Consider the following 23,384-nt stretch of genomic DNA (forward strand, 5'->3'; position numbering starts at 1 on the left):
CTGGCCGGTGACACCATGTGGCCAATGCTTTACAAAAGGTGGCTTACTGCTTATTTTTCCCAGAGCTTTTCAGGATAATATCCGCTGGCGATTTTTTGTGCCAACTGTTCACGAACCGACTCACGGTCCTGGGCGTATGTCATGCCGAACCATTTCTCCTGGGTGGTGAAGAAACGAATGCGTCCTTCCCCGCTGCGAACCATCTGTGCCGCTCCTTCCGGAAGATAACATTCAGTCTTCTCCGCCGTTACATTCTCCGTGATGAAGGCATCCCAGTAGGATTGGAAAGTGGTGAAAGCCCGTGGCGTAAACCCAAAGAAATTCATAGAAACCCATTCTTCTCCGGTAAGCAGCTGCGCTGTCCCATCGATAAGAACCTCAATACGACCGTCTGAGGTATAGCCAATCTTCGGATTCTCGCGCATGGTTCTGAGGTAGTCCCCATCAACCTGACAGATGGCACGGGTGACAGTACCATTGAGGCTCATGGTATTCTTGAGTACATAACCGACCATGGCATGGTCTGTACCATCCGCATCAACGGAGGCAAGATATGCTTCCATGGTCTTATACGCATCACGTCCATAATAGTCGTCGGCATTGATGACGGCGAAAGGTTCCTTGATAGCTTCTTTGGCGCAGAGTACCGCATGGATGGTTCCCCATGGTTTCGTGCGTCCTGCGTCCGCCGCTTTTTTCTTCTGTTCAGGAGTCAGGAGGGAATCCAGGGACTGAAATACATAGGAGGCATCCATGTTACGGGCAATGCGGTCAAAGAGTCTTTCACGGAAGTCTTTTTCTATGTCTGGCCTGATGATGAAAACAACGCGTCCGAAACCGCTGTCCAGGGCGTCCCGTACGCCGAAATCAAGAAGTGTCTCCCCGTGCATGCCGACGGCATCGATTTGTTTCACGCCGCCATACCGGCTTCCCATGCCTGCGGCCATGACCAAAAGTGTAGGTTTCATCGCTCATCCCCCTTCACGGCATCCCGTGTTTGTTGTTCAAGAAACAGTCTACAATTTTGACAAGGTACAGGTCAAAGGAATCTGAAACGGAATGAGAACAGAATGTGGTGAAAATGTAGTTGAATACGGGAAAGTCAGGACTCTACTAGATTATTGTTGCATTTTATGGTAGGTTACCTGCCGTCGTTGATGACATGGACGCGTGGCGCAGCTGGATAGCGCGATTGCCTCCGGAGCAATAGGTCGTGGGTTCGAATCCCGCCGCGTTCAAAATGTAATTTGTTATAAGGGTAATAATTATAAAACCCTCTATAGCAAAAGTGAGCAAAAAGTGAGCAAAAAGTGAGCAATTGGTTTTTTATCCTTTTCTTTGGCTTGATTCCCCTCTGGACTGACACAGGCAGAGTTCCCTTTTTGGGCAGGTCTTGGACTGCGCTTCATTCGTGACCTGGAACAAGGAAAAGAATCCTTGCGCCTGGATAAGGCGAACCAGGCGCTGTCCATGTTCGGTAAACAAGCCGGTTCCCTATGATGCCGTGAACTGGGAATAGTACAGCGTGGAATAAAGACCATCATGTGCCATCAGGGAAGCATGCGTCCCCTTCTCCACCACCTCTCCATTCTGAACCACCACTATCTCATCGGCATGCATGATGGTTGACAACCTGTGGGCAATGACAAAACTTGTCTTGCCCTGCATGAGGGAGCGCATGGCCTCCTGTATCGTCCTCTCCGTCCGCGTATCAACATTGCTGGTCGCCTCATCAAGGATGAGCATACGGGCATCAAGGAGCATGGCGCGGGCTATGGTCAGAAGCTGCTTCTGCCCCTGCGAAATATTCAGGGTATCCTCGTTCAGGATGGTATCGTACCCGTGCGGCAAGGACATGATGTAGTCATGAACCTTGGCAACCTTTGCCACGGCGACCACATCATCCATGGTCGCTCCGGGCTTGCCATAGGCAAGGTTCTCGTAAATCGTACCGTAAAACAACCACGCATCCTGCAAGACCATGGCGTAGGAAGAACGCAGGCTGGCACGGGTAGCCAAGGAAATATCAATGCCATCGAGACACATTGTACCGGAAAGAGGATCATAGAAACGCATCAGCAGATTGATCAAGGTCGTCTTGCCTGCGCCGGTGGGACCCACGATAGCGACCAGCCTCCCCGGTGGAACATCAAGGTTCAGGTCGTGGAGGATGACCTTCTCCGGCATGTAGCCAAAATTGACATGCCGGGCTTCCACATGACCGTCCACGTCATGGAACACATGGGCATCCGGCACATCGGCAATCTCATCCGTTTCGTCAAGGAGCCGGAATACCCGCTCGGCCGCGGCGAAGGCTGACTGGAACTCACTCAGCAGGTTTGCCGCTTCGTTGATCGGACCGGAAAACTTACGTGAGTAGAGGACGAACGAACTCATGTTGCCCAAAGTAATCCTGCCCGCAAGGAACAGGAGGGCGCCAAAGACGCTAATCAGGCTGAGCGAAAGATTGTTGAACAGGTTCACCGTAGGACCGACCGTACTGGAATAAGCATCTGCCCGATAGTAGGCATCTATCGCGGCATCATTGTATCCATCAAAACGGGAGACCATTGTAGCTTCCCTATGATAAGCAGCTATGGTTCTGCGGGCGGAAATCATTTCCTCGGAAAAACCGTTGAGGCGTCCCAACGTGGAAGAACGGGCACGAAACAAAGGCTGCCCGCGACGGGCAAGGAAACGGGTTACGACCATGGACAGAGGAACAGTGACCGCAAAGACAAGTACCATGGTCGGTGAGATGGTGAACATCATGAACAGGGAGCCAGCTACCGTCACTATGCTGGTCAGTATCTGGATGCTGTCAGTGACCAGGGATGTGTTGATTGTATCTATGTCGTAGGTGACGCGGCTGATGATATCCCCGGCGGAGTTACGGTCAAAAAAACCCACTGGCAGACGTGTCAGTTTGTCAAAGATGTCACGCCTCATGGCGTAGACCATTTTCTGCCCCAGACGAATCATTACGCGGGAGAGGATGTAGGACAGCAGGGAGCTTGAAGCGTACAGCACCACCATGAGGGTACAATTATGGATTACCGCAGGGAAATCAACCCGGCCGGTTCCTACGGCCATGGCGTCCACCGCATAACCGGACAGCAGGGGACCCGCCAAGGCAAGAAGATTGCTGCCCAGCGTGAGAATCACGGCAATGATGACAAGCCAGATGTGGGGAGCCACATAGTGCCAGAGACGGGATGCGGTACGGCGGACTGATTGCTTCCTAGGCGCGCTTTTCATCCTGCCCTCCTATCTGCGAGCTGCTGATATCACGGTAGACTTCACAGGTTGCTACCAGATGTCCGTGAGTACCACTGCCAATCACCTGACCGTCCTCCATCACAAGGATATGGTCGGCATGCATGATTGAGCTGATCCTCTGGGCAACAATGATTGTCGTGGTTTCCGCCAGGGAACGGGCAATGCCTCCCCTCACCAAGGCATCAGTACGGTAATCCAAGGCGCTCATCGCGTCATCCATGACCAGGATGGCAGGTTGGGCGGCCAGGGCGCGGGCAATAAGAATCCGCTGTTTCTGTCCTCCGCTGATGTTCGCCCCCATGATTGCAAGCCTGTAGTCCAACCCCTCCGGATGTCCGGCTATGATGGGCGTAGCTTGAGCAATCTCCGCAGCACACAGAATTGCCTGATCATCAAGGTCGCGGCCAAAGGATATGTTCTCCCTGATAGTATCCGCAAGGATGAAATCATTCTGGAAAACCACGCCGAACTGCTCATATAAGACATCATCGGGAATATCACGGACATCCACACCATTGATGCGTACCGAACCTGAATTGACATCATAGAGACGGAGAAGGAGCTTTACCACGGTGCTTTTCCCGCTGCCAGTAGCTCCAATGATGCCAAGTGTCTGTCCCTTCTTCAGCGCAAAGGAGACATTCCGTACTCCTGCCGTTGTACGGGGATAGAAGAAGGACACATCATTAAAGACGACATGCGCTTTTTCCGCGCTCCCCTCGACAAGGGTTTTTTCACTGTACACCTCTCCATTATCCATCTGGGCATCGTCCATCCCCTTTGTAATTCCTCCGTCCGTATTCATCGTCCGGCTCTTTTCCTGCTTTCGTTCGCCTTCCATGTCCATGATTTCCTCTATGCGGCGGGCGGAAGCTATGCCCTTGGACAGGATGACGAACATGCGCGTGATGCTGAGCATGGCGGTAAGGATGATGGTGAAATAAGAAAGAAAAGCAATGATTCTGCCCGGCTCGGTCAGTCCATCGTTGACCCGCCATGCTCCGAACAAGACCACCAAAGTCAGTCCAAGATTAAGGAAAAGGTTCATCAGTGGATTGGTCACGGCCATGACGTGGGCGGCATGTCTTTCCGCGTCCGTGACATCCTTGTTCACAACGGAGAAACGTTCCTTCTCATACTCCATCTTTGACAAGGCTTTTATGACGCGTATGCCGGTTATGTCAGAGCGCACGGCACGGACGAGGGCATCAACCTTCTTCTGTACCACCGTGTATAGCGGGATGCCCCTGCGGGAAATGGCGTACACTACAATGCCTATGAGGGGCATCAGGGCAATAAGGATCAGCGTGAGTACAGGCTCAAGGCTGAGGGTGATCGCCATGCCGCCTATCAGCAGGATGGGAGCCCTCACGCCGAGACGTTGCATCTTTGCCACCATCTCATGGACATTGTACGTATCGGAGCTGACGCGTGAGATGAGGGACGGGGAGCCGTAGACATCCGCCTGGGCAGCCGAGAGAGCCAGCACCCTGGAGAAAAGGTCGTGGCGGAGCGAACGGGTGATACGGGTGGCAATCCATGAAGCCTTGCGGTTGGGGATTACGTTGCACGTCCATGCGACAAAGGAACAGACCACCATTGCCGAGCCATACCACAGGATGAGCGTGACATCCTTCCGAGGGATGACCGAATCAATGATGAATGCAAGTATCCATGGCAGGAAAAGGTCCATGATGGTTCCTATGAACTTGATGATGAACACCACGCTCATTTTCCCCGCGTAGGGACGTATGTAGGCAAGCAGTTTCCTCATGTGGTTTCTTCAGCTCCCATTCCCCCTTGGGCAGGCAGGGCATCCACGACAGCGACGGCATTGTCCATCACCTTCATCACAGAAACAAGGAGTTCTTCCTTCTGAACACGCGTGAAGCCTTCTGTGATGGCCTGGTTCCACCCCCTGAGCATATCCTTGACAATGGGAAGCACTTCATACGCCTTGTCCGTCGGATAGACCATGCTCTGCCTTTTGTCCTCCGTTCCTGCACGGCGGATGATGAAGCCATCTCTCTCCAAGACGGCAAGCTGGCGGGCGACATTGCTTTTATTAATGAATATCAGGCGGGCAAGGTCATCTTGGGTGATGCCAGGATTCCTACAGATATTCATGATATACGTATGATGCTCCCCTCCCAGCCCAAGATCCTTGAGACAGTGGCTCCTGTACAGATATGCCAGGCGCGATGTCCGCGCTATGTATTTCATCAGTGATTCCACTCTATCCTCCGCTTCCTCCGTGAGAATCCTTCACAAAAGTTCTTCATGGGAGATAGTTGCGTACGCAACTAAATATCACTATATACCACACCAAAGGACAAAGGGCAATCAATCCATACAGAAACCCGCCCCGCCGTAAGCGGCAAGGACGGGAGGGAAACAATCAGGATTATTGAGGGAATCTATGCCTCTATGCCTCATGCCGTGAACGGCGCATCATACGTTACTGTCCACCATGTCCACAATGTCCATGCGTGTTCACATATGTCTGCGTATGTTCAGCCGACCAGCCCCTTCACGAATGCAATGATGTTCTTGTCCGTGGCATGAGCAAAGAACAAGTCCTTGAAACGCCGCCCCGCGACCGCGCCCTTGAGAAGGTCTTTGTCAAGGTCGGCGAGGATTTCCACGAAAGGTCTGAAAGCCGTGGTACGCACGCCGTCCAATATCTTCTTGTTCCGCTGCTCAGGGACTACGCGGTCGCGGGGATACCCCTGCCCGCTTTCAAAGCCGAACAGCTTCTCAAAACTGTATTCAAGGTTCAGCTCAGCTCCCCATCCGAAGCCTTTGGCAAAAGGAAAGGACACGGCATTCCCGTCATTAATCTGGGCGAACATGTAAGCATCGCTCGGATCGACGATATGCCCGGCTATGACGCCGGGGAAACTGTTCAAGGCAAGCATGGCTCCTTCACCCGTACCACACCCGCTCACCACGTAGTCAGCGGCTCCGCTGTTCAGCAAGATTGCTCCCAAAATGCCATTCTGTACGTATGTCAGGGAAACAGGGTCATCAGCACCATACATGCCGTAATTGTCCACATTGTGACCCATAGGCACGACCACCTTGGTCAGAGCGTCATGGACTATGCCGTTCTTGGCAGCTTGGCTGTTTTCCATGATCAAAGCTATTCTCATCTGGGATTCCTCCGGATATGTCATTACCCGCATTGTACCCGATATTCCCCGTTTAGGCAAAAACACACAGGCATCCGGAGGGCGCATCCGAAGGATGCGGACTCTCTTGAAAAAACACACATGCAATGACATGAAATGATGACGGAAAGTATGTAGGCACAGCCTTTCATTTGTCATACCATGCATAATGACAGAAAACGAAACAGAAGGAAGGAAAATGTGAGGATGAAAGGAAAAAGGACATGGAGCTTGATCGGACTGCTTATGCTGGGATGCATGCTGCCCGCCTTTACCGTTCCGCTTGGAGCTGTCTACGACAGGGACAGCCGCCTGTACCGTTCCCTGGAAAATCTGGCTCTTGAGACTCACGTCCTGATGCCTATTTCCACCACTCCGGTCACCGGCCACCAGCTTTACAGCTTTTTCCAGAACATTCCTGCTGACAACATCCCGTCTTCAGCAAAAGCACTCTATGATGAAGTCTCTGCCCTTTTCTCCGATGATTCCGGCTACACCCGCCTTTCATCTTCCCTTATCAGTGGCGGCATGTCCGTGACACCGGAAATATACCTGCATACGAATCCCGCCACCGACCTGACTGAAATGGACTGGACATACCGGTACAAGGACAGATCGCCGATACTCTCCTTCCGGGGAGAAGCAATCATAGCGGATACCTTCCATGGCGTTTTTGATTTCGACTTCAAAAAAACACGAGGCTATGCTGATGGAACGGGCAACGATGGAACGGGAGTGCAAGAGAAATTCTTCACGGGTCTGCTCACCCACAATATAGCCTTCACGAGCCAGGAACAAGACTGGGATTCCCATGCGCCCTTCTCCGCGTTTATGTCGTATTCCCGTCCTCATTTCAGCATCATCTTCGGACGCGACACGGTGGCATGGGGACGGGGCAACACCGGCGACATGATAATAGGGGGCGAGGCCGACTTCCATGATTTCCTCCAGTACACTGTCTATGACAAGGCACTTGCCTATACGTTCAACGCCATGGTCTTTGACGACATCACCGGAAGCATATCCGATCCTCTGTCCTTCTATGATGAGGGGATGAGAGTCTTCACCGCAAAGAGAATCGAGGCATCCATCACCCCGCGCATCCGCGTCGCGCTTTCATCCATTGCCCTCTACTATGCCTCTGCCCTTGATCTGCGGATGTTCAATCCCTTGATGTGGGAGCATAACTTTATCAACAAGAGCAATGATTATACCGATCCGAACGGAAGCGGAGGCATCCCCGGAGGTTCGTACAATGAAGTGAACAACGCCATGGCACTGGATGTGGAAGTCGCCGTGGCACCGGGCTGGGGCGCATACGGGCAGTTCTTTGTTGACCAGATACAACTTGGTGGCGAGGCATCAGGAGTCTTTGACCCCAATGCTTTCGGATTTTTGGCCGGAACCCAGTTTTCCCGTCCCTACAAGGAAGGCCGCCTCACCGGTTTTGCCGAGCTGGCATACACCACGCCGGGACTTTACCTGAAAGAGGATCCGGGAACCAAACCGACACAGCCGCCAAGCGCAAACCCTGCCGCTTATTATGCCTGGCATCGATACAAAATGCTTTCCAACCTTCCCTTGGTGAGGGCGAACGACAGCAGGGATGCCGCCGGAGTCGGTTTCATAGGCTACCACTACGGCCCTGACACCTTCGTGACGGCAGCCAGCGTCGCCTATGATGTGCAGGACGCCTACGCCTTGCAAGTGGACATGGAGTTCAGCATCCATGGTGACTATGGTCTGAAAGCCCATGGCAGGAAGGAGAATCATCTGTCGACGGTCACATCCTCCACGGAAATGGTTTGGCTCCACGGTACTTTGGAATACCGTCTGGCAGCCGGTGTCAGCGGCACGAAAACCTTCTCGAACTGGTTGGAAGGTTTTGCCCGTCTGGATGGAGTTGCAGTCTGGAACCAGCGCAACCAAACGGGAAATTTCTTCGGAGACATGCAAATGAGCCTCGGAGCCACGGTAAGCATTAGCAGGTGGTGATCATCACGGAACGTCTTTCAGTTTCTTTACGGCAATATATGTATCAGGCGATACCATAGCCCGCGACGGCTCGCTTTCCGCTTTTCTTTCAGGAACAAGCAATTTGACAAAAACTTCTGTCCGGCGCTTCTTGTCCCGTCTGAATTCTGACGGGGACATACCGCAGAACTTGTTGAACACCCTGTTGAATTGGGAAAAACTTGTGAAGCCGCACTTTTCCGCCACGTCCTTGATCTTATCCTTCGTATATAACAGATGCTGCTGCGCATTGCGGATCCTGGTGAGATGCAGGTACGTCATGAATGTAAACCCTGTCACTTTCTTGAACTGGCGGGAAAGATAGAACGAGCTTATGTAATACGTATCCGCAAGCATCCTGAGAGAAAGCGGTTCCATGTAATTGGAATGGATATATCCAGTGACCTCATAAATCTTCTGTACGACAGAATCAATCTCATTGCTTCTTTTGTAATGGTTTTCGTTCCCATGTGAATAGACCGTCCACATCCATTCAATGAACTTGCAATGGACTATCAGTTCCCATCCAGGAGCCGTGGCCGCTCCCAACAAGAAGATGTCATTGAGTAATGTGACCAAAGATTTCAAGATGCGGCCAGAGAAACGGAATACCGGCGGATTCGCATCAAAAACTGATAAGATTCGGGTGATCGGGTGCTTCAGACCGGGAAGATCATCGGGTATCCTGAATGCGATTATCAGTCTTTTTCTGCGTGCCCCTCCCTGAGGATAAATAGTCATATGCAGAACGGAAGGCTTCAGAAAGACCATGTCATATTTTTGGAGATTGAAATACTCTCCCTCAACAATGTGAACCGCAGAATCGTCCAGCAAGATGAATATCTCATAGAAACTGTGAAAATGCTGGAATTCCATGTTTACCGAACTGGAACGCACCCCATAGTCAAAGACATAGAACAACGGGGCGCTGTCCCGCTTGCCGACCTGGATGAAGAAATCCTCCTTGAACAGCACCTCTATATCATTATGTTCCATGTGGCCATGATACGTTTTACAAGCAACGGATGCAATATTTTCATGGAATTATGACAAATAATATGTAGTAATTGTTTCTGTGGGGGCTATACTTTCTCAAGCGCAGGAACACCGGCGCATACCGCAGGAGGATCAGTCAATGAATTTCTTGAGGGACACGCTGGAAAATGGATATGTCACCCGCTGGTTGGTGAGTGAAACGCATGCCGAGATTATCAAGGCGACACCGGTCAGTATCGAAAAGAAATCTAACGTGTGGGAAGGTTCTCCGGCAGCGGCTTCCCATGAAAACCCCATCAGGACGAACTTCCTTGAGGAAAAAACAAGGAACAGACCCCCTTGTCCGAAATTCGGGACTCCCCGGCCGGATTCAACCGTTATGCTCAATGGGACGGAACATCCCGTCCACGTGCGTTTTCCTTTCGGCGACCCGGTCGTCGCCCTGTCCGGATTCTGGCCGGTACCGACATGGATAAGCTCCGCAGCATATACGGTCGTAACATCTCCCGTCGCACAGAATGTCATAATGGAAATAGGAATCCAGGGAGGTCTTTCCCTGTGGATCAACAACGTCCTGGCAGCCGACTACCGTCCCTACAGAAGAAATGAACTCTGCAAACAAACGTTCGCAACCAACCTGTCGGCAGGAGACAACCAATTTATTGTGGCATGGGACGAATTTGCCGAACGCGACACGGAATGTTCGTTCTCCATCAGGCTTTTCCCGGAGCTTGAAGAACTCGGACAGAAAGTCCCGATAGGAAACAGGGATACGGAGGAGATACAAAAACTTGAGCATGCCGTGGCCAGTCTTGCCTTCACAAGAAATCATTTTACTGAAGGCTATGTGAGCCTGACGTGTGCGCATCCGTATGATGACTCCCCTTTCTCCGTGGAACTAACAGGAGCTACGGAGGAGAATGAGATGCTCGGCATCCTTCATACCGTCAGGGCTGTCTTCCCGCCGAAGACGGCGTTGACTTCCCTGGGCTCTTGTGAGACTTTCCCCCTTGGATTCCTTCGCTTCACGGTGAAGACCCACGTAGCAGGCATGCCGGTGACGTCCCGCATCACTATGGAGAATCTTCCTTCTTCGGTGCTTCCTTCTCCCGCACGCACCGTCAGAGAAAGAAAACGCCAGGCTTTTGCATTCCTGGCACAGTACGGAGAACAGAACGCCAACAGAGCGGTCGCACTACTCCATGAACACGGAGACCCCGCTGAGATAGAAATCATCCTGCGCAGGCAGATCGGCTTCATCAACCGGAGAAGCGACTGTAGCGACTTCTACCTCCCTTATTTCCCCCATATCCTCCGCACCTTTTCTTCTTCTGGTATGATCAAAAAAGAAACTCTCTCTGACATGAAGCGCTGCATCCTGGATTTCAGATATTGGCACGATGAACCCGGTGATGACGCAATGTGGTTCTACAGCGAGAACCATGCCCTCATGTTCCACGTCTGCCAACTCATATGCGGTGAACTGTACCCAGATGAAATATTCACGAACAGCGGCATGAACGGACGTCAGATGCAGGAAAAGGCGAAAAAGCTACTCTATGAATGGTTCGATGCGTTCTTCAGGAACGGTTTCACCGAATGGAACAGCCCTCCATACCTCCCGATCGATTCGCTCGGTTTTGCCAGCCTTTACGCACAGACTTCCGACAGTCGTCTGAAGGAACTGGCCCGCAAGGCATTGGACTACATCTTCCGGCTGTTGGCCATCCACTCCCTCAATGGCATCTTCTGCACTACCGCAGGGCGGACATACCTGAAAGAACTGATGGGGAATAACTCGAACTGTCCTTCATTCATCAATTTCATCGGATATGGCCGCGGCAACGCAAGCCATGCGGGAAAGGGCGTTGTTTCCCTCTGCTTTTCTGATTATGAGCCTCCCGGAGAATATGAACGTTTCCACGACATCCCGGAAGGCAAGGCCCTGCTCTGCCAGTCCACCCACGGCTACCAGGGATACGCGGACATCTATGCATATAAGACTCACCGATACCTGCTGAGTACCGCGAATGATTTCCGCCCCGGATACCGGGGCTTCCAGGAAGATATCGTGCATGCACTGTTCAGCGCCACTGAACAGACATGGGTGAACCATCCTGGGGAATTTGCCACATTCGGAAGCGCTCGCCCGTCATATTGGGCGGGAAGCGGAACCCTGCCCCGCGCCAACCAATACAAAAACTTTGCAAGCATCATATTCAACATCGACGCTTCACATCCCGTTTCCTTCACCCATGCCTATCTCCCCCTGATGGAATTTTCAGACTGGTCTCAGCGTGGCCCCTGGGTCTTCGTCCATGCCCGCAACGGAGCCTACGGAGCGCTTTATAATTCGGCAGGCCTGGTACGGCAGACATTCGGAGCCAATTCCGACAGGGAATTCATCAGTTTCAGTAAAAAGAGCATATGGTTCATCAGGGTCTCCGACAGCTGTGAATTTGCATCGTTCGGAGAGTTCTGCAACGCACTGGAGGCGGCACCTCTCCATAGGGATGAAGACAGTTCAGGGTATGTCTTCACGGATCCGCGACTAGGAAAGCTCTCTGCGTCATGGACGTCCTCTCTGACTGTAGACGGAACAGCTGTGAAGTACACAGGTTTTACGCCAGAGGGAACCCTGACATGGGAAGATTTCTGAGGAGAATGAGCAATAAATGCAATATATACAGGCTAATCTGAACAATTACTTTGTAGATTACGCTCATCCGCCCTATATACTTGTGCTATGCAGGGACCTATCCCGTCATGGGAGAACAATTCCCTGCTGAACGACAGGAACCCAGAAGGAGGATATCGTATGAAAAAGTTTCTTGCATGCCTGCTGATACTCACAGTAGCCGCGACGATGCTTTTCGCGGGAGGAGGCCGAGAAAAAGCCGCAGAAGCCCAACCCCTGAAAGTCATGCTTTCTGAAGAACCTGCGACGGGGGACGCCCTGGTTTCGACTCTTCAGAAATGGGCTGACGAAACGGGGAATAAGTTGGACATCATAATCATCCCGTATGAGGATCAGCTGACCAAGTTCCCACTGATGGCCAAGAACAAGGATCTGCCTGATCTCTTGGCGACGACACGTCTGACACGCCTGTATCCTGAGGAATTCATTGACCTGACTGAAGTCCTTGACATCTCAATCTTCGAACCTCAGGCACTGAAGATCATTGGACAGGATTACAAGACCAACAAGAACACCACAGTCCCGCAGCAGTTCACAATCACAACAGTCTTCTACAACAAGGACGCCTTCTTGAGAGCAGGAATCACTCCTCCGTCCATAGCCAAGCCGTGGACGACCGAAGAACTGTACGAAAATGCCCAGCTCCTCGTCCAGAAGGGAGGCGTCAAATACGGTATTGCCGTGGATGCATCGCGCGCCCGCTATGACAACCTCATGTACATCAACGGAGGCTCCATGGTCATCCAGGATGGAGATTCGTTCAAGGTCGCAATCAACAGCCCGCAGAACATCGAGGCCCTGGAAAAATTCGTAATGTGGAACAATACTGTCATGCCCAAAGCAATCTGGGCGGGCGGCACGACCGACAACCCAGGCGACTATTTCAAGAACGGTGACGTCGGAATCTATTTCTCCGGTACATGGAACTACAATTCTTTCTACAATCAAATCAAGAGCTTTGCATGGGGAATCATGCCCTCTCCAACTGGTAGCGCAGGTCCGAGCGCAATCCTGGGAGGAAGCGGCCTTGCAATACCGAACGAAGGCAAACAGAAGACCCTTGCGATCAGCTTCCTCAAATGGTTCTACGAAAAGCCAGAGAACTTCCAGTATTACCTTGAGCTGGACAAGGGACTTTCTTCCCTGAAGGGGGTATCTTATTCTCCTTCCGATCCGAACGTCGCTGCGGACTATGCCGTGATGCAGGCGGAGGTCGGCAAGGTAGCCGATACATTCATTGTCGATGAAAGCTCAATGTGGAGGAACTTCTACGACAACGAATATCGTGACGCCCTCAAGCAGACAGTGAACGGAGACATCACTGCTGAGAAAGCCCTGACTGACTTTGCACGACTGCTCTCCATCAAGTCAGGCTGGCAGATGGCTTATTGACCCTATGGGCCGCGGCTCTTGCGCGGTCCGTCCTCTTCCGGGGAAGAAGACACCATGTTTTCTTCCCCTACATACAGGAATACGGAAAAGAAATGACGCATACACGTTTCAGACGCATGCATACCCGCTCTTTCTGGATGTTCGTCGCTCCTTGCGCGATCCTTTTCTCAATCTTCTTTCTTGTTCCCTTGCTGCTCAGCATAGGGTTTTCCTTCACAAATTATGACGGATGGAAGACAATGGAGTTCATCGGGCTGAGAAACTACAGGGAACTGTTCTCCGATGCCAGGTTCTACGGGGCTCTCGGCAGAACGCTTGTCTATGCACTGTTCAGCCTTCCCTTCAAAGTGAGCATCCCGCTGCTCGTCGCATTGCTGATGACATCACCCAATGTCATCGGGAAAGGTCTGGCGCGTACCTTAATTTACATTCCCGTGTTGCTCAGCTCCCTGGTCGTCGGTATAACGATCAACTGGATGTTCAGCGCGGAGTACGGAGTCGTGAACTATATCATCGGCCTTCTTGGTGGAAGGTTCCTTGAGTGGGCACTCAATCCGAAGTTGGCTACGTTCGTCATCAGCTTTGCCTCGAACTGGGCATCGACAGGTTTCTACATGATCATTTTCATAGGCGGAATCTCCAACATCTCCAAGGATATATGTGAAGCCGCCTACATCGACGGCTGCAACAGCATCCAGATGTTCTTCAACATAACCATCCCGATGCTCTCGCCGACGACCTTTCTCGTCACCCTGCTCTCAACAGTGAACCTGTTGAAAGAATACGCCCTTGTCCAGGGCATCACACAGGGCGGCCCTGGTCTGAACACTACTTTCCTCATCCAGTTCATCTTCGACAAAGGATTCTCCCAAATGCAGCATGGCTACGCCTCCGCCATCTCACTCGTCGCCATGGTGCTGTTCGCAACCATTTCATTCGTGCAGTTCAAGCTGAGCAATGGAGGGGACTCCTGAAATGAAAGAAAACATCAGACACATATCCCGCATCCGTCTGGGGAAGAAGGCGGCAATGACAATCCTCACCTATGTGACGGCTCTTCTCATCCTGTTCCCGATAGTATGGTTGGTACTCAGTTCCTTCAAGGAAACAGTAGAACTGTTCGCGCATCCTCTCCGTCTTTTTCCAGGAACGTTCTCCACGGCGCACTACGCCAGCGTACTGGGCAACAGGTTCATAAGATACGTCGGCAACAGCTTCTTCCTGGCCATTGTCGGGACAGCAATCACATTGGTCATCAGTTCCATGTGCGGCTATGCGCTGGCTGTCTACCGCTTCCATCTGAGGTATACGAACATAGTGTTCGGCATGTTCCTGCTCGGCACACTGATTCCTGGAGAAACACTGACGATACCTCAGGTCACGGTCATCAGTGCGCTTGGACTGTACAACAATATCTGGGGAGTCATCCTGCCGGTAGTGACAACGACAACGGGCATCTTCATGTTCCGCCAGCATTATATGTCTTTGCCGCTTTCCTTCGTGGAAGCGGCGCGGATCGATGGAAGCAGCGAATTCCAGACTTTTCTGCGGATCATGCTTCCCCTCGGTACATCGTCCGTCGTCACTCTTGCAATCTTCAGTTTCATGTGGCGGTGGAACGACTACATCCTTCCGCTGCTTGTGCTGAGTGACCAGAGGAACTATACTATTCAAATAGCGATCAAGAACTATATCGGTTTCAATGGAGTGGACTGGAGCAGTATACTTGCGGCATCGGTTATGTCCATCATCCCCGTCATCATCATCTTCGCTATCCTGCAACGACATATCACAGGAGGTCTGGCGGCATCCGGTGTGAAGGGATGATCCAGGAACGCCGATGAGAACATCCACACATCCAAGAATACGCCTGAATCCGGACATACCATGAACAAAACCTATTTCACCGACAGCATGGCGCCCCTGTTGGATATGTTGAAACGGCGCGCCCTTTCAGACCGAACGCCCGTCACGGGAGTATCGCGCGCCGCGTGCGGCTACCATGGATGGCAGCAGGATCATGCTGGCCTCCCGTGGGAAGAAGCTCCGTCCTCCCTGTCGTCCTCTCTGCCATTCGGAGGATCTGAGAGTCACTGCCTGTTCAAGGCACATCTTTCCGTCCCCCCCGGCATGAAGGGACGGCATCCTGTCTGTCTGGTCGAGACTGGAGCGACAGACATCTGGAATTACGACAATCCGCAATTCATTGTTTTCCTTGACGGACGAATGACATGCGGTCTGGATGTCAACCATACGGAATTCGACATCCCTGACTCAGACAACCCACTTGAGCTTATTCTCTACGCATACTGCTCCTCAAAATATCCTGATGCCCATCTGAATCTTGCCATGGCAAGCAGAGATGACGATATCACAGGTCTGTACTACGACCTCCTTGTCCTCTATGAAACAGCGATTGAGCTTCCCGATGAGAATCCCGCCTACAGCCTGCTTGTCCGGACTTGCATGGAGGCCGCCAGACTCCTTGACACACGGAATCTCACATCTGCCGCGTTCCACCAGTCAATCCTGCAAGCGCGGGCTTTCATCCTGAATCAGAAAGCTCTTGGCACTCCCGAAGGCTCCCGTCCCGTGCTGGTCGCTGCCGTCGGACACAGCCATATCGATGTCGCATGGCTGTGGACGCTTGACCAGACGCGGGAAAAAACCTTGCGCAGCTTCTCCACTGTCGATTACCTGATGGACAGATATCCTTCCTATGTCTTCAGCGGAAGCCAGCCGCAGCTCTATGACTTTGTCCGCGAAGAAAGTCCGGAGCTTTATTCCCGCATAAAGCGCCGTGTGGACGAAGGGCGTTGGGAGATAGAAGGGGGAATGTGGGTGGAAAGCGACTGCAACCTGCCCAGCGGAGAATCCCTTGTCAGGCAGTTCCTCTATGGAAAGAGGTTCATATCGGAAGAGTTTGGAAGACAGTCCCGCGTCCTGTGGCTTCCCGATACTTTTGGCTTCAATGCAAACCTTCCCCAAATCATGAAACAGTGTGGAACAGACTATTTCATGACGACAAAGCTTGGCTGGAATGAGTCGGACACCATGCCCCATGATACGTTCATCTGGACGGGAATTGACGGCAGCACAGTCCTCGTCCATATGGTCACGACAAAGAACCATGCATCACCTGTCAGTCTTCTGAAGAATCTCGGTCCGACCACATACAACGGGCTGCTGAACGCCAGCCAGGTCATGGGAACCTGGCAGCGGTATCAGGACAAGACTGTCTCGTCTTCCGTCCTGCACTGCTACGGATATGGTGATGGCGGGGGAGGTCCGACCGCCGCAATGCTTGAACAGGGTGCGCGTTTTGCCGATGGCGTTCCCGGTTGCCTCCGGGTGCATCCTTCCACGGTGCGGGAGTTCTTCGAGAATCTCGAAAGAACCACGGCAGGAGAGCAACTGCCCTCATGGTACGGAGAGCTGTACCTGCAATACCATCAAGGGACATTCACCACGATGGCCGGAAGCAAGAAATACAACAGGGTGAGCGAGCAGCAGACAATGGATACAGAATTCTTCAGAACCGTGCTCTGGCAGCTCCAAGTCGGCGGAACGTATCCCCATGAAAAGTTGGAAGACATATGGAAAGCGATACTCCTCAACCAGTTCCATGACATCCTTCCGGGAAGCTCGATACGGCAGGTGTATGAAGACTCATGGAAGCAGTATGAGAAAATCGGGAGAGAAAACTCCGTCTTGACGAAAGATTCTCTCATGCTCCTTTCCGCACAAACCAAAGCCCGCAAAGGAGACATTGTGGTCTTCAATACCACAGGTTTCACACGAAATGCTTTGGTCTCCGTTTCTTGTGACATGCCGGAGGGCATCCGTGCCGCAGACGGTGAAGCCTTGCCGTCCACAGTTTCCGGCGGAACACTGACTTTCCTGGCGAGAGGAATACCAGCGAAAGGCTGGAAGGTATTCTCCCCTGTCCCGCGCAGGAAAGAAGATGAGCTTCCACCAGCATTCTCCTTCTCGGAAAATCATGTGGAGACACCTTTCCATACCATCGATTTCGACGATGATGGATATATCCGTTCTTTGCTCGACAAAACGGAAGACCGGCAGCTTGTCCCTTATGGAGGAAGAATCAACGTCATGCGATTGCATGAAGATCTTCCGCGTGAATACGATGCATGGAATATCGGCAAACAGGGAGATGCCATCTGGTGGGATGTCACAGGCTCCCATGAGCTTTCCTGCACGGAGATATCACCGTTATGCATGAAACTCACTTTACGCAGATCCTTCGGCAAATCCGCGCTTGTCCAGGACATTCTTTTTTACAGTCATACAGCACGTATCGACTTCCGGACGGAAGTGGACTGGCAAGAAGACCACAAGATGTTGAGGGTACTGTTTCCGCTGGACATCCACGCATACAGGGCGACATGCGACATTGCTTTTGGTACGTGGGAACGGGATACCCATGCCAACACAAGCTGGGATGAGGCGCGTTTTGAAGTCCCCGCCCACAAGTGGACTGATGTCAGTGAAGCAGGTTACGGAGCGGCGCTTCTCAATACATGTAAATATGGTTATTCCGTCCATGACGGAGTCATAGCCCTGTCGCTTCTCCGTTCCCCGGCGCATCCGAATCCTGATGCGGACAGAGGCCGCCATATATTCACATATGCACTGCTACCCCATGCGGGAACATACAGGGAAGGGAACGTCGTCCAGGAAGGATATGACCTACAGTTTCCCCTCCTCTCCCTGCGTATGGAGGCGGATGGCTCCGGTTTCCTGCCCTCCTGCTTCTCATTCGTTTCGGTCAACGCTCCGAATATCGTCATAGAGACGGTCAAGAAATGCGAAGAACGGGAAAGCATGGCACTCCGGTTGTATGAAGCTCACGGCAAAGCCGTACGCTGCTCCCTTGCCTCTGTATTCCCGATCGGGGAAGCATGGGAATGTAACGCCCTTGAAGAAAGGAAGTCGCGTCTGCCGTCCGATGAAAAGGATGGCACGTTGCTTTCATTCAGACCCTTCGAGCTGAAGACAGTAGAGCTTGTCCCTTTCGACAGTGTCTCCGGCCACAATAAAATATCACACCAGGAACAAGCATGAACACATGTGACACCAAGAGCATCCAGACACGGCTCGACCTTCTCGTAGCGGGCTTCGCGCCAGTGCTGTATGCAGATGACGATCCGGATTTCATGGCAGGAAAAATCGCTTCGCATCATGACGGGACAGAACGGGAACGGTTCAGATATTGGGAATGGCCCCATGGCATAGGGCTTTTCGGGCTGTGGAAGCTGTTTGAAAAGGACAGGAACCCCCGCTACCTGGACATGCTCACCACCTATTATGACCAGCGCATAGCCCAGGGGCTTCCAGACAAGAATGTCAATACGATGGCACCAATACTTGCCCTGTCGTACCTCGCCGAGCATACCGGACGTGCCGACTACATGGACATCTGCCGTGAATGGACCGGATGGGTGATGGAAGGAGGCCTCGACCGCACTGAAGAAGGCGGTTTCCAGCACAGTACATCAGACGACATCAATGAAGGAGAACTATGGGATGACACGTTGATGATGACAGTCCTTGCCGTCGCGAACGTCGGCCGCATCACAGGGAAGGACTCCTACGTGCAGGAAGCGATATACCAGTTCCTTCTGCATGCCGAGTATCTCGCGGACATCAGGACAGGCCTCTGGTACCATGGCTTCACATTCAAGGGAAAGCATCATTTTTCCGAGGCGTTCTGGGGACGTGGCAACTGCTGGGCAACGATAGCCATTCCTGAGTTCATCAGAATGGTCGAACTTCCCGGAAGCATACGCCGCTATCTGGTGGCCGTCCTGGAACGGCAGGTGAATGCGTTACACCAACGCCAGGATGCCGGGGGGATGTGGCATACCCTTCTCGATGATCCTTCATCCTACCTGGAAACAAGCGCGACATGCGGCTTCGGGTACGGAATACTGAAATCCATCCATTCCGGATTGCTCAACTCCTCATACAAGGACATGGCATTGAAGGCTTTGCCTGCCATCCTTTCACACATTGATGAAAATGGTATAGTCCGGCAAGTCTCATACGGCACACCCATGGGGCGTCACGACAAGGATTTCTACAAGAATATTCCCATCCGTCCCATGCCATATGGACAGGCTCTGGCCATGCTCTTCCTGATGGAGGCCATGGTTGACTGATGGCGTAGTGATGATAACAGAAATCACAGGTCACTAATGCGGATACCGTGCTCATGCTGTTCATGGCTCGTCTTCCGAAAATATCGCAGCCTGGAATGTCTTGAAGGAAACGTCAGCGCGCTGCCATGCGGAGGGAGTTAACTTAGCCCAAGCGGTTTACCCGGATTGTTCAATAAGAAGCAATAAATATGGGATGTTGCAAAAGTCGTGGCATCCCCGTTCTTTAATAATTTCCGTTCTCTTGCGTATCACACGTTTGAAATGGTATTAATTGATTATATTTACGCCTTAAACCACCAAATAACCCGAAAGTATTATATGCTTTTCACGCAAAATAATACCTTTGGGTAATAGCTTCCTGCCCATAACGGATTTATACTACCGTATTATTACCTCCACATTAGTTGTGCTGATATGCTGCTATCTTCTTCATGGAGAAAGGAACAGACACAATGAGAGAGAGAGAGAGAGAGACGAAAATCTGAGAGACCTGCGTATGAACAAATCTAGCAGACCAGTCTTTGTGGTTCTTACAACCATTCTGATTCTCCTTGTCGCCCTTATTTCATGCGAAGGCAAACTGAATGTTTCACATACCAATGCAGTGCGCTTCTCCACGGAAATCGGACGCAAGGCCACCGCAAATTCCGAATGGCAAACCGATGATGACGTTGGCATCTACATGCTGGAACATGGTACCGGCACGGCAGCTACTGCCGCCCCAGAACGTGCCAACAGACACTACACCGCTGACACGGCCTCCCAGACCTCCGGCTTCTCTCCTGCTGATAGTGCCAACACCTTGAAGTGGAATGACATTGCCGCTAATGCCAACGACACGTTCGACTTCATCTCCTACTATCCGTGGGCGTACCTGGCTCATACCGAAGATGGTGCCGGTACGACATCCTTCTATGACACTGATACCTTGTACATAGATATCAACCGGGACAGGGGGACACATGAACAGGATACCGGAAAGGCCGATGTCCTGTGGGGACGCACCGACAATGTACAGAACAATACCTCAACGGTGCATCTGAAGCTTGACCATATGCTCTCCCGTCTGATTGTCAACATCTCTCCCAGCACGACCGTTGATGCTACGGCTATCAATGATGCCACCGGTGGATTTACTGCTACGGTCACAGGCTTGAACACGCAGACCGCAATCAACCTGAATGACGGAACCTTGGATGCTGCCAGCGTCATTGACGCTATTGTCATGAAGGACATTTCCGACACCCTTACTCAATCTGAAAGGAATGAGGGCAAGAGGCGGTTCGAGGCAGTGCTGATACCTGTGGGCAACACTGATGCTCTGGCTAACGTGAGCCTGGAGTTTACCCTGAGCGGTGGTGCTAAAGCTGGTACATACACATGGAAGCCAAGTACCACAGGTGCTGTAGCTGAGGGGGACAAGCACCTGATTCACTTTGACAAAGGCAAGCAGCATGTCTACAACATGACGCTGAACACGGATGACAATGAAGTCGCCGTTGCCGCCATCCAGATTGAGATAAAGGACTGGGACACCGGTGACGGGGTGAACGCGGCTGCAACCAAAGCATACAGCCTCACCTTTGGGGCCAACGAAGCCACGGGAGGCAGTGCTCCGGGACGGATGTATGCTCATGAGGGAAGCCTGGTCACACTGCCGGCTCCTGGAACATTGGAAAAGGATTTCTATTACTTCTACGGATGGAATACTCTGCCTAATGGCAACGGAACCCAATATGCCGCTGGGGAGTCCTTCACCATGCCCGCCAATGATGTGACGTTGTATGCGCGGTGGCTGGCGAAGGTCAAGTCAGTCTCCGCCGGAAACAATTTCACGATGATTCTGGCAGAAGACGGTACGCTCTGGGCGACTGGAACCAACTATTATGGTCAACTGGGTGACGACACTACAATCGACAAAAGTACGCCTGTGCAGGTCATGACTGATGTCGAGACTGTCTCTGCCGGATACTACCATACGATGATTGTGAAGAAGGACGGCACACTTTGGGGGACAGGATACAACTATAAGGGTGAACTGGGTGTCGGTGGCAGCCTAACCAACAGAACCACGCCCGAACAGGTCACGGTCATGGGGACTACTGTCGGGGATGTCTTTGCCGGAGATCATCACACGTTGATCCTGGTGACGGACGGTGAGCTCTTGGCGACTGGAGACAACCAGTATGGTCAACTGGGTCAGGGTTACAGCGGTCCCGGATCCTTCCTACCCTCGCCCAATGTAGTCTGGAATTCTACCAATGGTTCCGTGTACATGACTGACGTCACAGCTGTCTCCGCCGGAGCTTATCACACAATGATTAAGAATGACGGCAAGCTCTGGGCGGTCGGACGGAACGAATGGGGCCAACTGGGTGACGACACTACAAACGACACAAACATACCCGTGGAGGTTCCATCCATGAATACTGATCCGGGCAATCCTGTCGAGGCTGTCTCTGCCGGATCCATGTACACGATGTTCCTGAAAAAGGACGGCACGCTCTGGGCGACTGGACAGAACAATAATGGCCAACTGGGTGATGGCACTACGACCGCCAAAAGTACTCCCGTGGAGGTCTGGGATTCTACCGATGGTGACGTGAAAATGACTAATGTCAAGGCGGTCTCTGCCGGAGCCTCCCATACGATGATCCTGAAGAAGGACGGCACGCTCTGGGCGACTGGAAACAACGGTTCTGGTCAACTGGGTGTCGGCGCGACACTCCTGCCTGAGACAAAAACACTCACTCCCGTGCAGGTCACGTCCATGGGTTCTGATGTCGAGGCTGTCTACGCCGGGACTTACCACACGTTGATCCTGAAGAAGGACGGCACGCTCTGGGCGACTGGATACAACGAATTTGGTCAACTGGGTCTGGGTGACAGCATTCCCGGAACCAACAGAAGTACGCCCGTGCAGGTAGTTTTTTAGATACTCTGAAGTGACCTCCACAATGCACAGTGCAACGTGCGGGAGTTATCTCTCTCCCCGTATGCGTTCTGCCACATGCAAAAACGGAGGTCACTTTTTACATTGATTCCATATTCATCTGTTCTATTCCTTGTAGCAAGAACTTGAATCACACGGGAAAGCAAGCCTCCTTGCCCCGGAAGACCACGCCAGGTGACCACATTCCCTTCCATGCGGTACACTGGAATAAAAAGACGCAGGAGGCCGAACATGGCAACTATATTTGAAAAAATCATGACAGACGATATTCCGTCGGTACAGCTCTATAGCGACAAGACGTGCATTGTCATTCTGGACATAAATCCCGTATCGAAAGGTCATGCCTTGGTCATCTCCCGGAATCCCTATCCCACCATAGGAGAATGCCCGGAAGATGTTTTCTCACATCTATGCGCCGTTGCCCGGAAAGTAGACGAACGACTCCGCCAAAGCCTGGGGTGCGATGCAACCAACATCATGATCAACAATGGCCCTGCCGCCGGACAGGACGTCCCTCATCTCCACATCCATGTCATCCCCCGCTATGCATCTGATAAATGCATCGTGGCTTTGCAGCATGAAAAATATGATGATGGAGAGATGGCAGAATATGGCAAAAAGTTAAAAATGACGGAATAAGGCTCATTGCGCCGACTCCAGTCGCCGATGCTTGCGCCAGTGACTGGCTGTTGGTACACTGA

At 52.1% G+C, this 23,384-nt stretch carries 15 protein-coding genes and 1 tRNA gene; 10 read left to right on the forward strand and 6 right to left on the reverse strand.

Annotation, left to right across the window (positions count from 1 at the left end; genetic code table 11):
• Positions 1-50: 50 nt before the first annotated feature.
• Positions 51-968, reverse strand: a complete 918-nt coding sequence (locus SPICO_RS06500; RefSeq protein WP_013739874.1) for a nucleotidyltransferase family protein — start codon at positions 966-968, stop codon at positions 51-53.
• 196 nt (positions 969-1,164) lie between these two features.
• On the opposite strand from SPICO_RS06500, the gene SPICO_RS06505 reads away from it, so the two are divergent.
• Positions 1,165-1,238 (forward strand) — tRNA-Arg (locus SPICO_RS06505).
• Positions 1,239-1,494: 256 nt separating this feature from the next.
• Here the strand turns inward: SPICO_RS06505 and SPICO_RS06510 are convergent.
• The 4 genes from SPICO_RS06510 to SPICO_RS06525 form a co-directional block, all read right to left on the reverse strand.
• Complete coding sequence (locus tag SPICO_RS06510; RefSeq protein WP_013739875.1) at positions 1,495-3,258, reverse strand: ABC transporter ATP-binding protein; 1,764 nt, start codon at positions 3,256-3,258, stop codon at positions 1,495-1,497.
• On the reverse strand, positions 3,242-5,053 hold the full coding sequence (locus SPICO_RS06515) for an ABC transporter ATP-binding protein (RefSeq protein ID WP_013739876.1): 1,812 nt from the start codon (positions 5,051-5,053) through the stop codon (positions 3,242-3,244). The genes SPICO_RS06510 and SPICO_RS06515 overlap by 17 nt, the downstream gene beginning before the upstream one ends.
• Positions 5,050-5,514 (reverse strand): MarR family winged helix-turn-helix transcriptional regulator, encoded by a 465-nt coding sequence (locus tag SPICO_RS06520; RefSeq protein WP_013739877.1) that lies wholly within the window; start codon positions 5,512-5,514, stop codon positions 5,050-5,052. Before SPICO_RS06520 ends, SPICO_RS06515 begins: the two co-directional genes overlap by 4 nt.
• A gap of 278 nt (positions 5,515-5,792) precedes the next feature.
• A complete protein-coding gene (locus SPICO_RS06525; protein WP_013739878.1) occupies positions 5,793-6,431 on the reverse strand; it encodes an RpiB/LacA/LacB family sugar-phosphate isomerase in 639 nt (212 codons plus the stop codon).
• Between the two features lie 225 nt (positions 6,432-6,656).
• Between SPICO_RS06525 and SPICO_RS06530 the strand changes: the two genes are divergently transcribed.
• Positions 6,657-8,444 (forward strand): hypothetical protein, encoded by a 1,788-nt coding sequence (locus SPICO_RS06530; protein WP_013739879.1) that lies wholly within the window; start codon positions 6,657-6,659, stop codon positions 8,442-8,444.
• Positions 8,445-8,447: 3 nt separating this feature from the next.
• On the opposite strand, the gene SPICO_RS06535 is transcribed toward SPICO_RS06530, so the two are convergent.
• Positions 8,448-9,458, reverse strand: a complete 1,011-nt coding sequence (locus SPICO_RS06535) for a helix-turn-helix domain-containing protein (RefSeq protein ID WP_013739880.1) — start codon at positions 9,456-9,458, stop codon at positions 8,448-8,450.
• A gap of 139 nt (positions 9,459-9,597) precedes the next feature.
• Between SPICO_RS06535 and SPICO_RS06540 the strand changes: the two genes are divergently transcribed.
• The 8 genes from SPICO_RS06540 (at position 9,598) to SPICO_RS06580 (ending at position 23,322) form a co-directional block, all read left to right on the forward strand.
• Positions 9,598-12,117 (forward strand): hypothetical protein, encoded by a 2,520-nt coding sequence (locus SPICO_RS06540; RefSeq protein ID WP_013739881.1) that lies wholly within the window; start codon positions 9,598-9,600, stop codon positions 12,115-12,117.
• Positions 12,118-12,276: 159 nt separating this feature from the next.
• Positions 12,277-13,548 carry an ABC transporter substrate-binding protein gene (locus SPICO_RS06545; protein ID WP_013739882.1) on the forward strand — a complete coding sequence of 424 codons (1,272 nt, stop codon included), beginning with the start codon at positions 12,277-12,279 and terminating at the stop codon, positions 13,546-13,548.
• Between the two features lie 92 nt (positions 13,549-13,640).
• Entirely contained in the window at positions 13,641-14,522 is an 882-nt protein-coding gene (locus tag SPICO_RS06550) for a carbohydrate ABC transporter permease (protein WP_013739883.1), read from the forward strand.
• A 1-nt stretch (position 14,523) separates the two neighbouring features.
• A complete protein-coding gene (locus SPICO_RS06555) occupies positions 14,524-15,375 on the forward strand; it encodes a carbohydrate ABC transporter permease (RefSeq protein WP_013739884.1) in 852 nt (283 codons plus the stop codon).
• Between the two features lie 60 nt (positions 15,376-15,435).
• Entirely contained in the window at positions 15,436-18,633 is a 3,198-nt protein-coding gene (locus SPICO_RS06560) for an alpha-mannosidase (protein WP_013739885.1), read from the forward strand.
• Positions 18,630-19,730 carry a beta-galactosidase BglB gene (gene bglB / locus SPICO_RS06565; RefSeq protein WP_013739886.1) on the forward strand — a complete coding sequence of 367 codons (1,101 nt, stop codon included), beginning with the start codon at positions 18,630-18,632 and terminating at the stop codon, positions 19,728-19,730. Before SPICO_RS06560 ends, bglB begins: the two co-directional genes overlap by 4 nt.
• A gap of 496 nt (positions 19,731-20,226) precedes the next feature.
• Entirely contained in the window at positions 20,227-22,665 is a 2,439-nt protein-coding gene (locus SPICO_RS09870; protein ID WP_013739887.1) for an RCC1 domain-containing protein, read from the forward strand.
• Between the two features lie 249 nt (positions 22,666-22,914).
• On the forward strand, positions 22,915-23,322 hold the full coding sequence (locus SPICO_RS06580; protein WP_013739888.1) for an HIT family protein: 408 nt from the start codon (positions 22,915-22,917) through the stop codon (positions 23,320-23,322).
• Positions 23,323-23,384: the final 62 nt, after the last annotated feature.

Source organism: Parasphaerochaeta coccoides DSM 17374, assembly GCF_000208385.1.
In the GTDB taxonomy this organism is placed as follows: Bacteria; Spirochaetota; Spirochaetia; order Sphaerochaetales; family Sphaerochaetaceae; genus Parasphaerochaeta; species Parasphaerochaeta coccoides.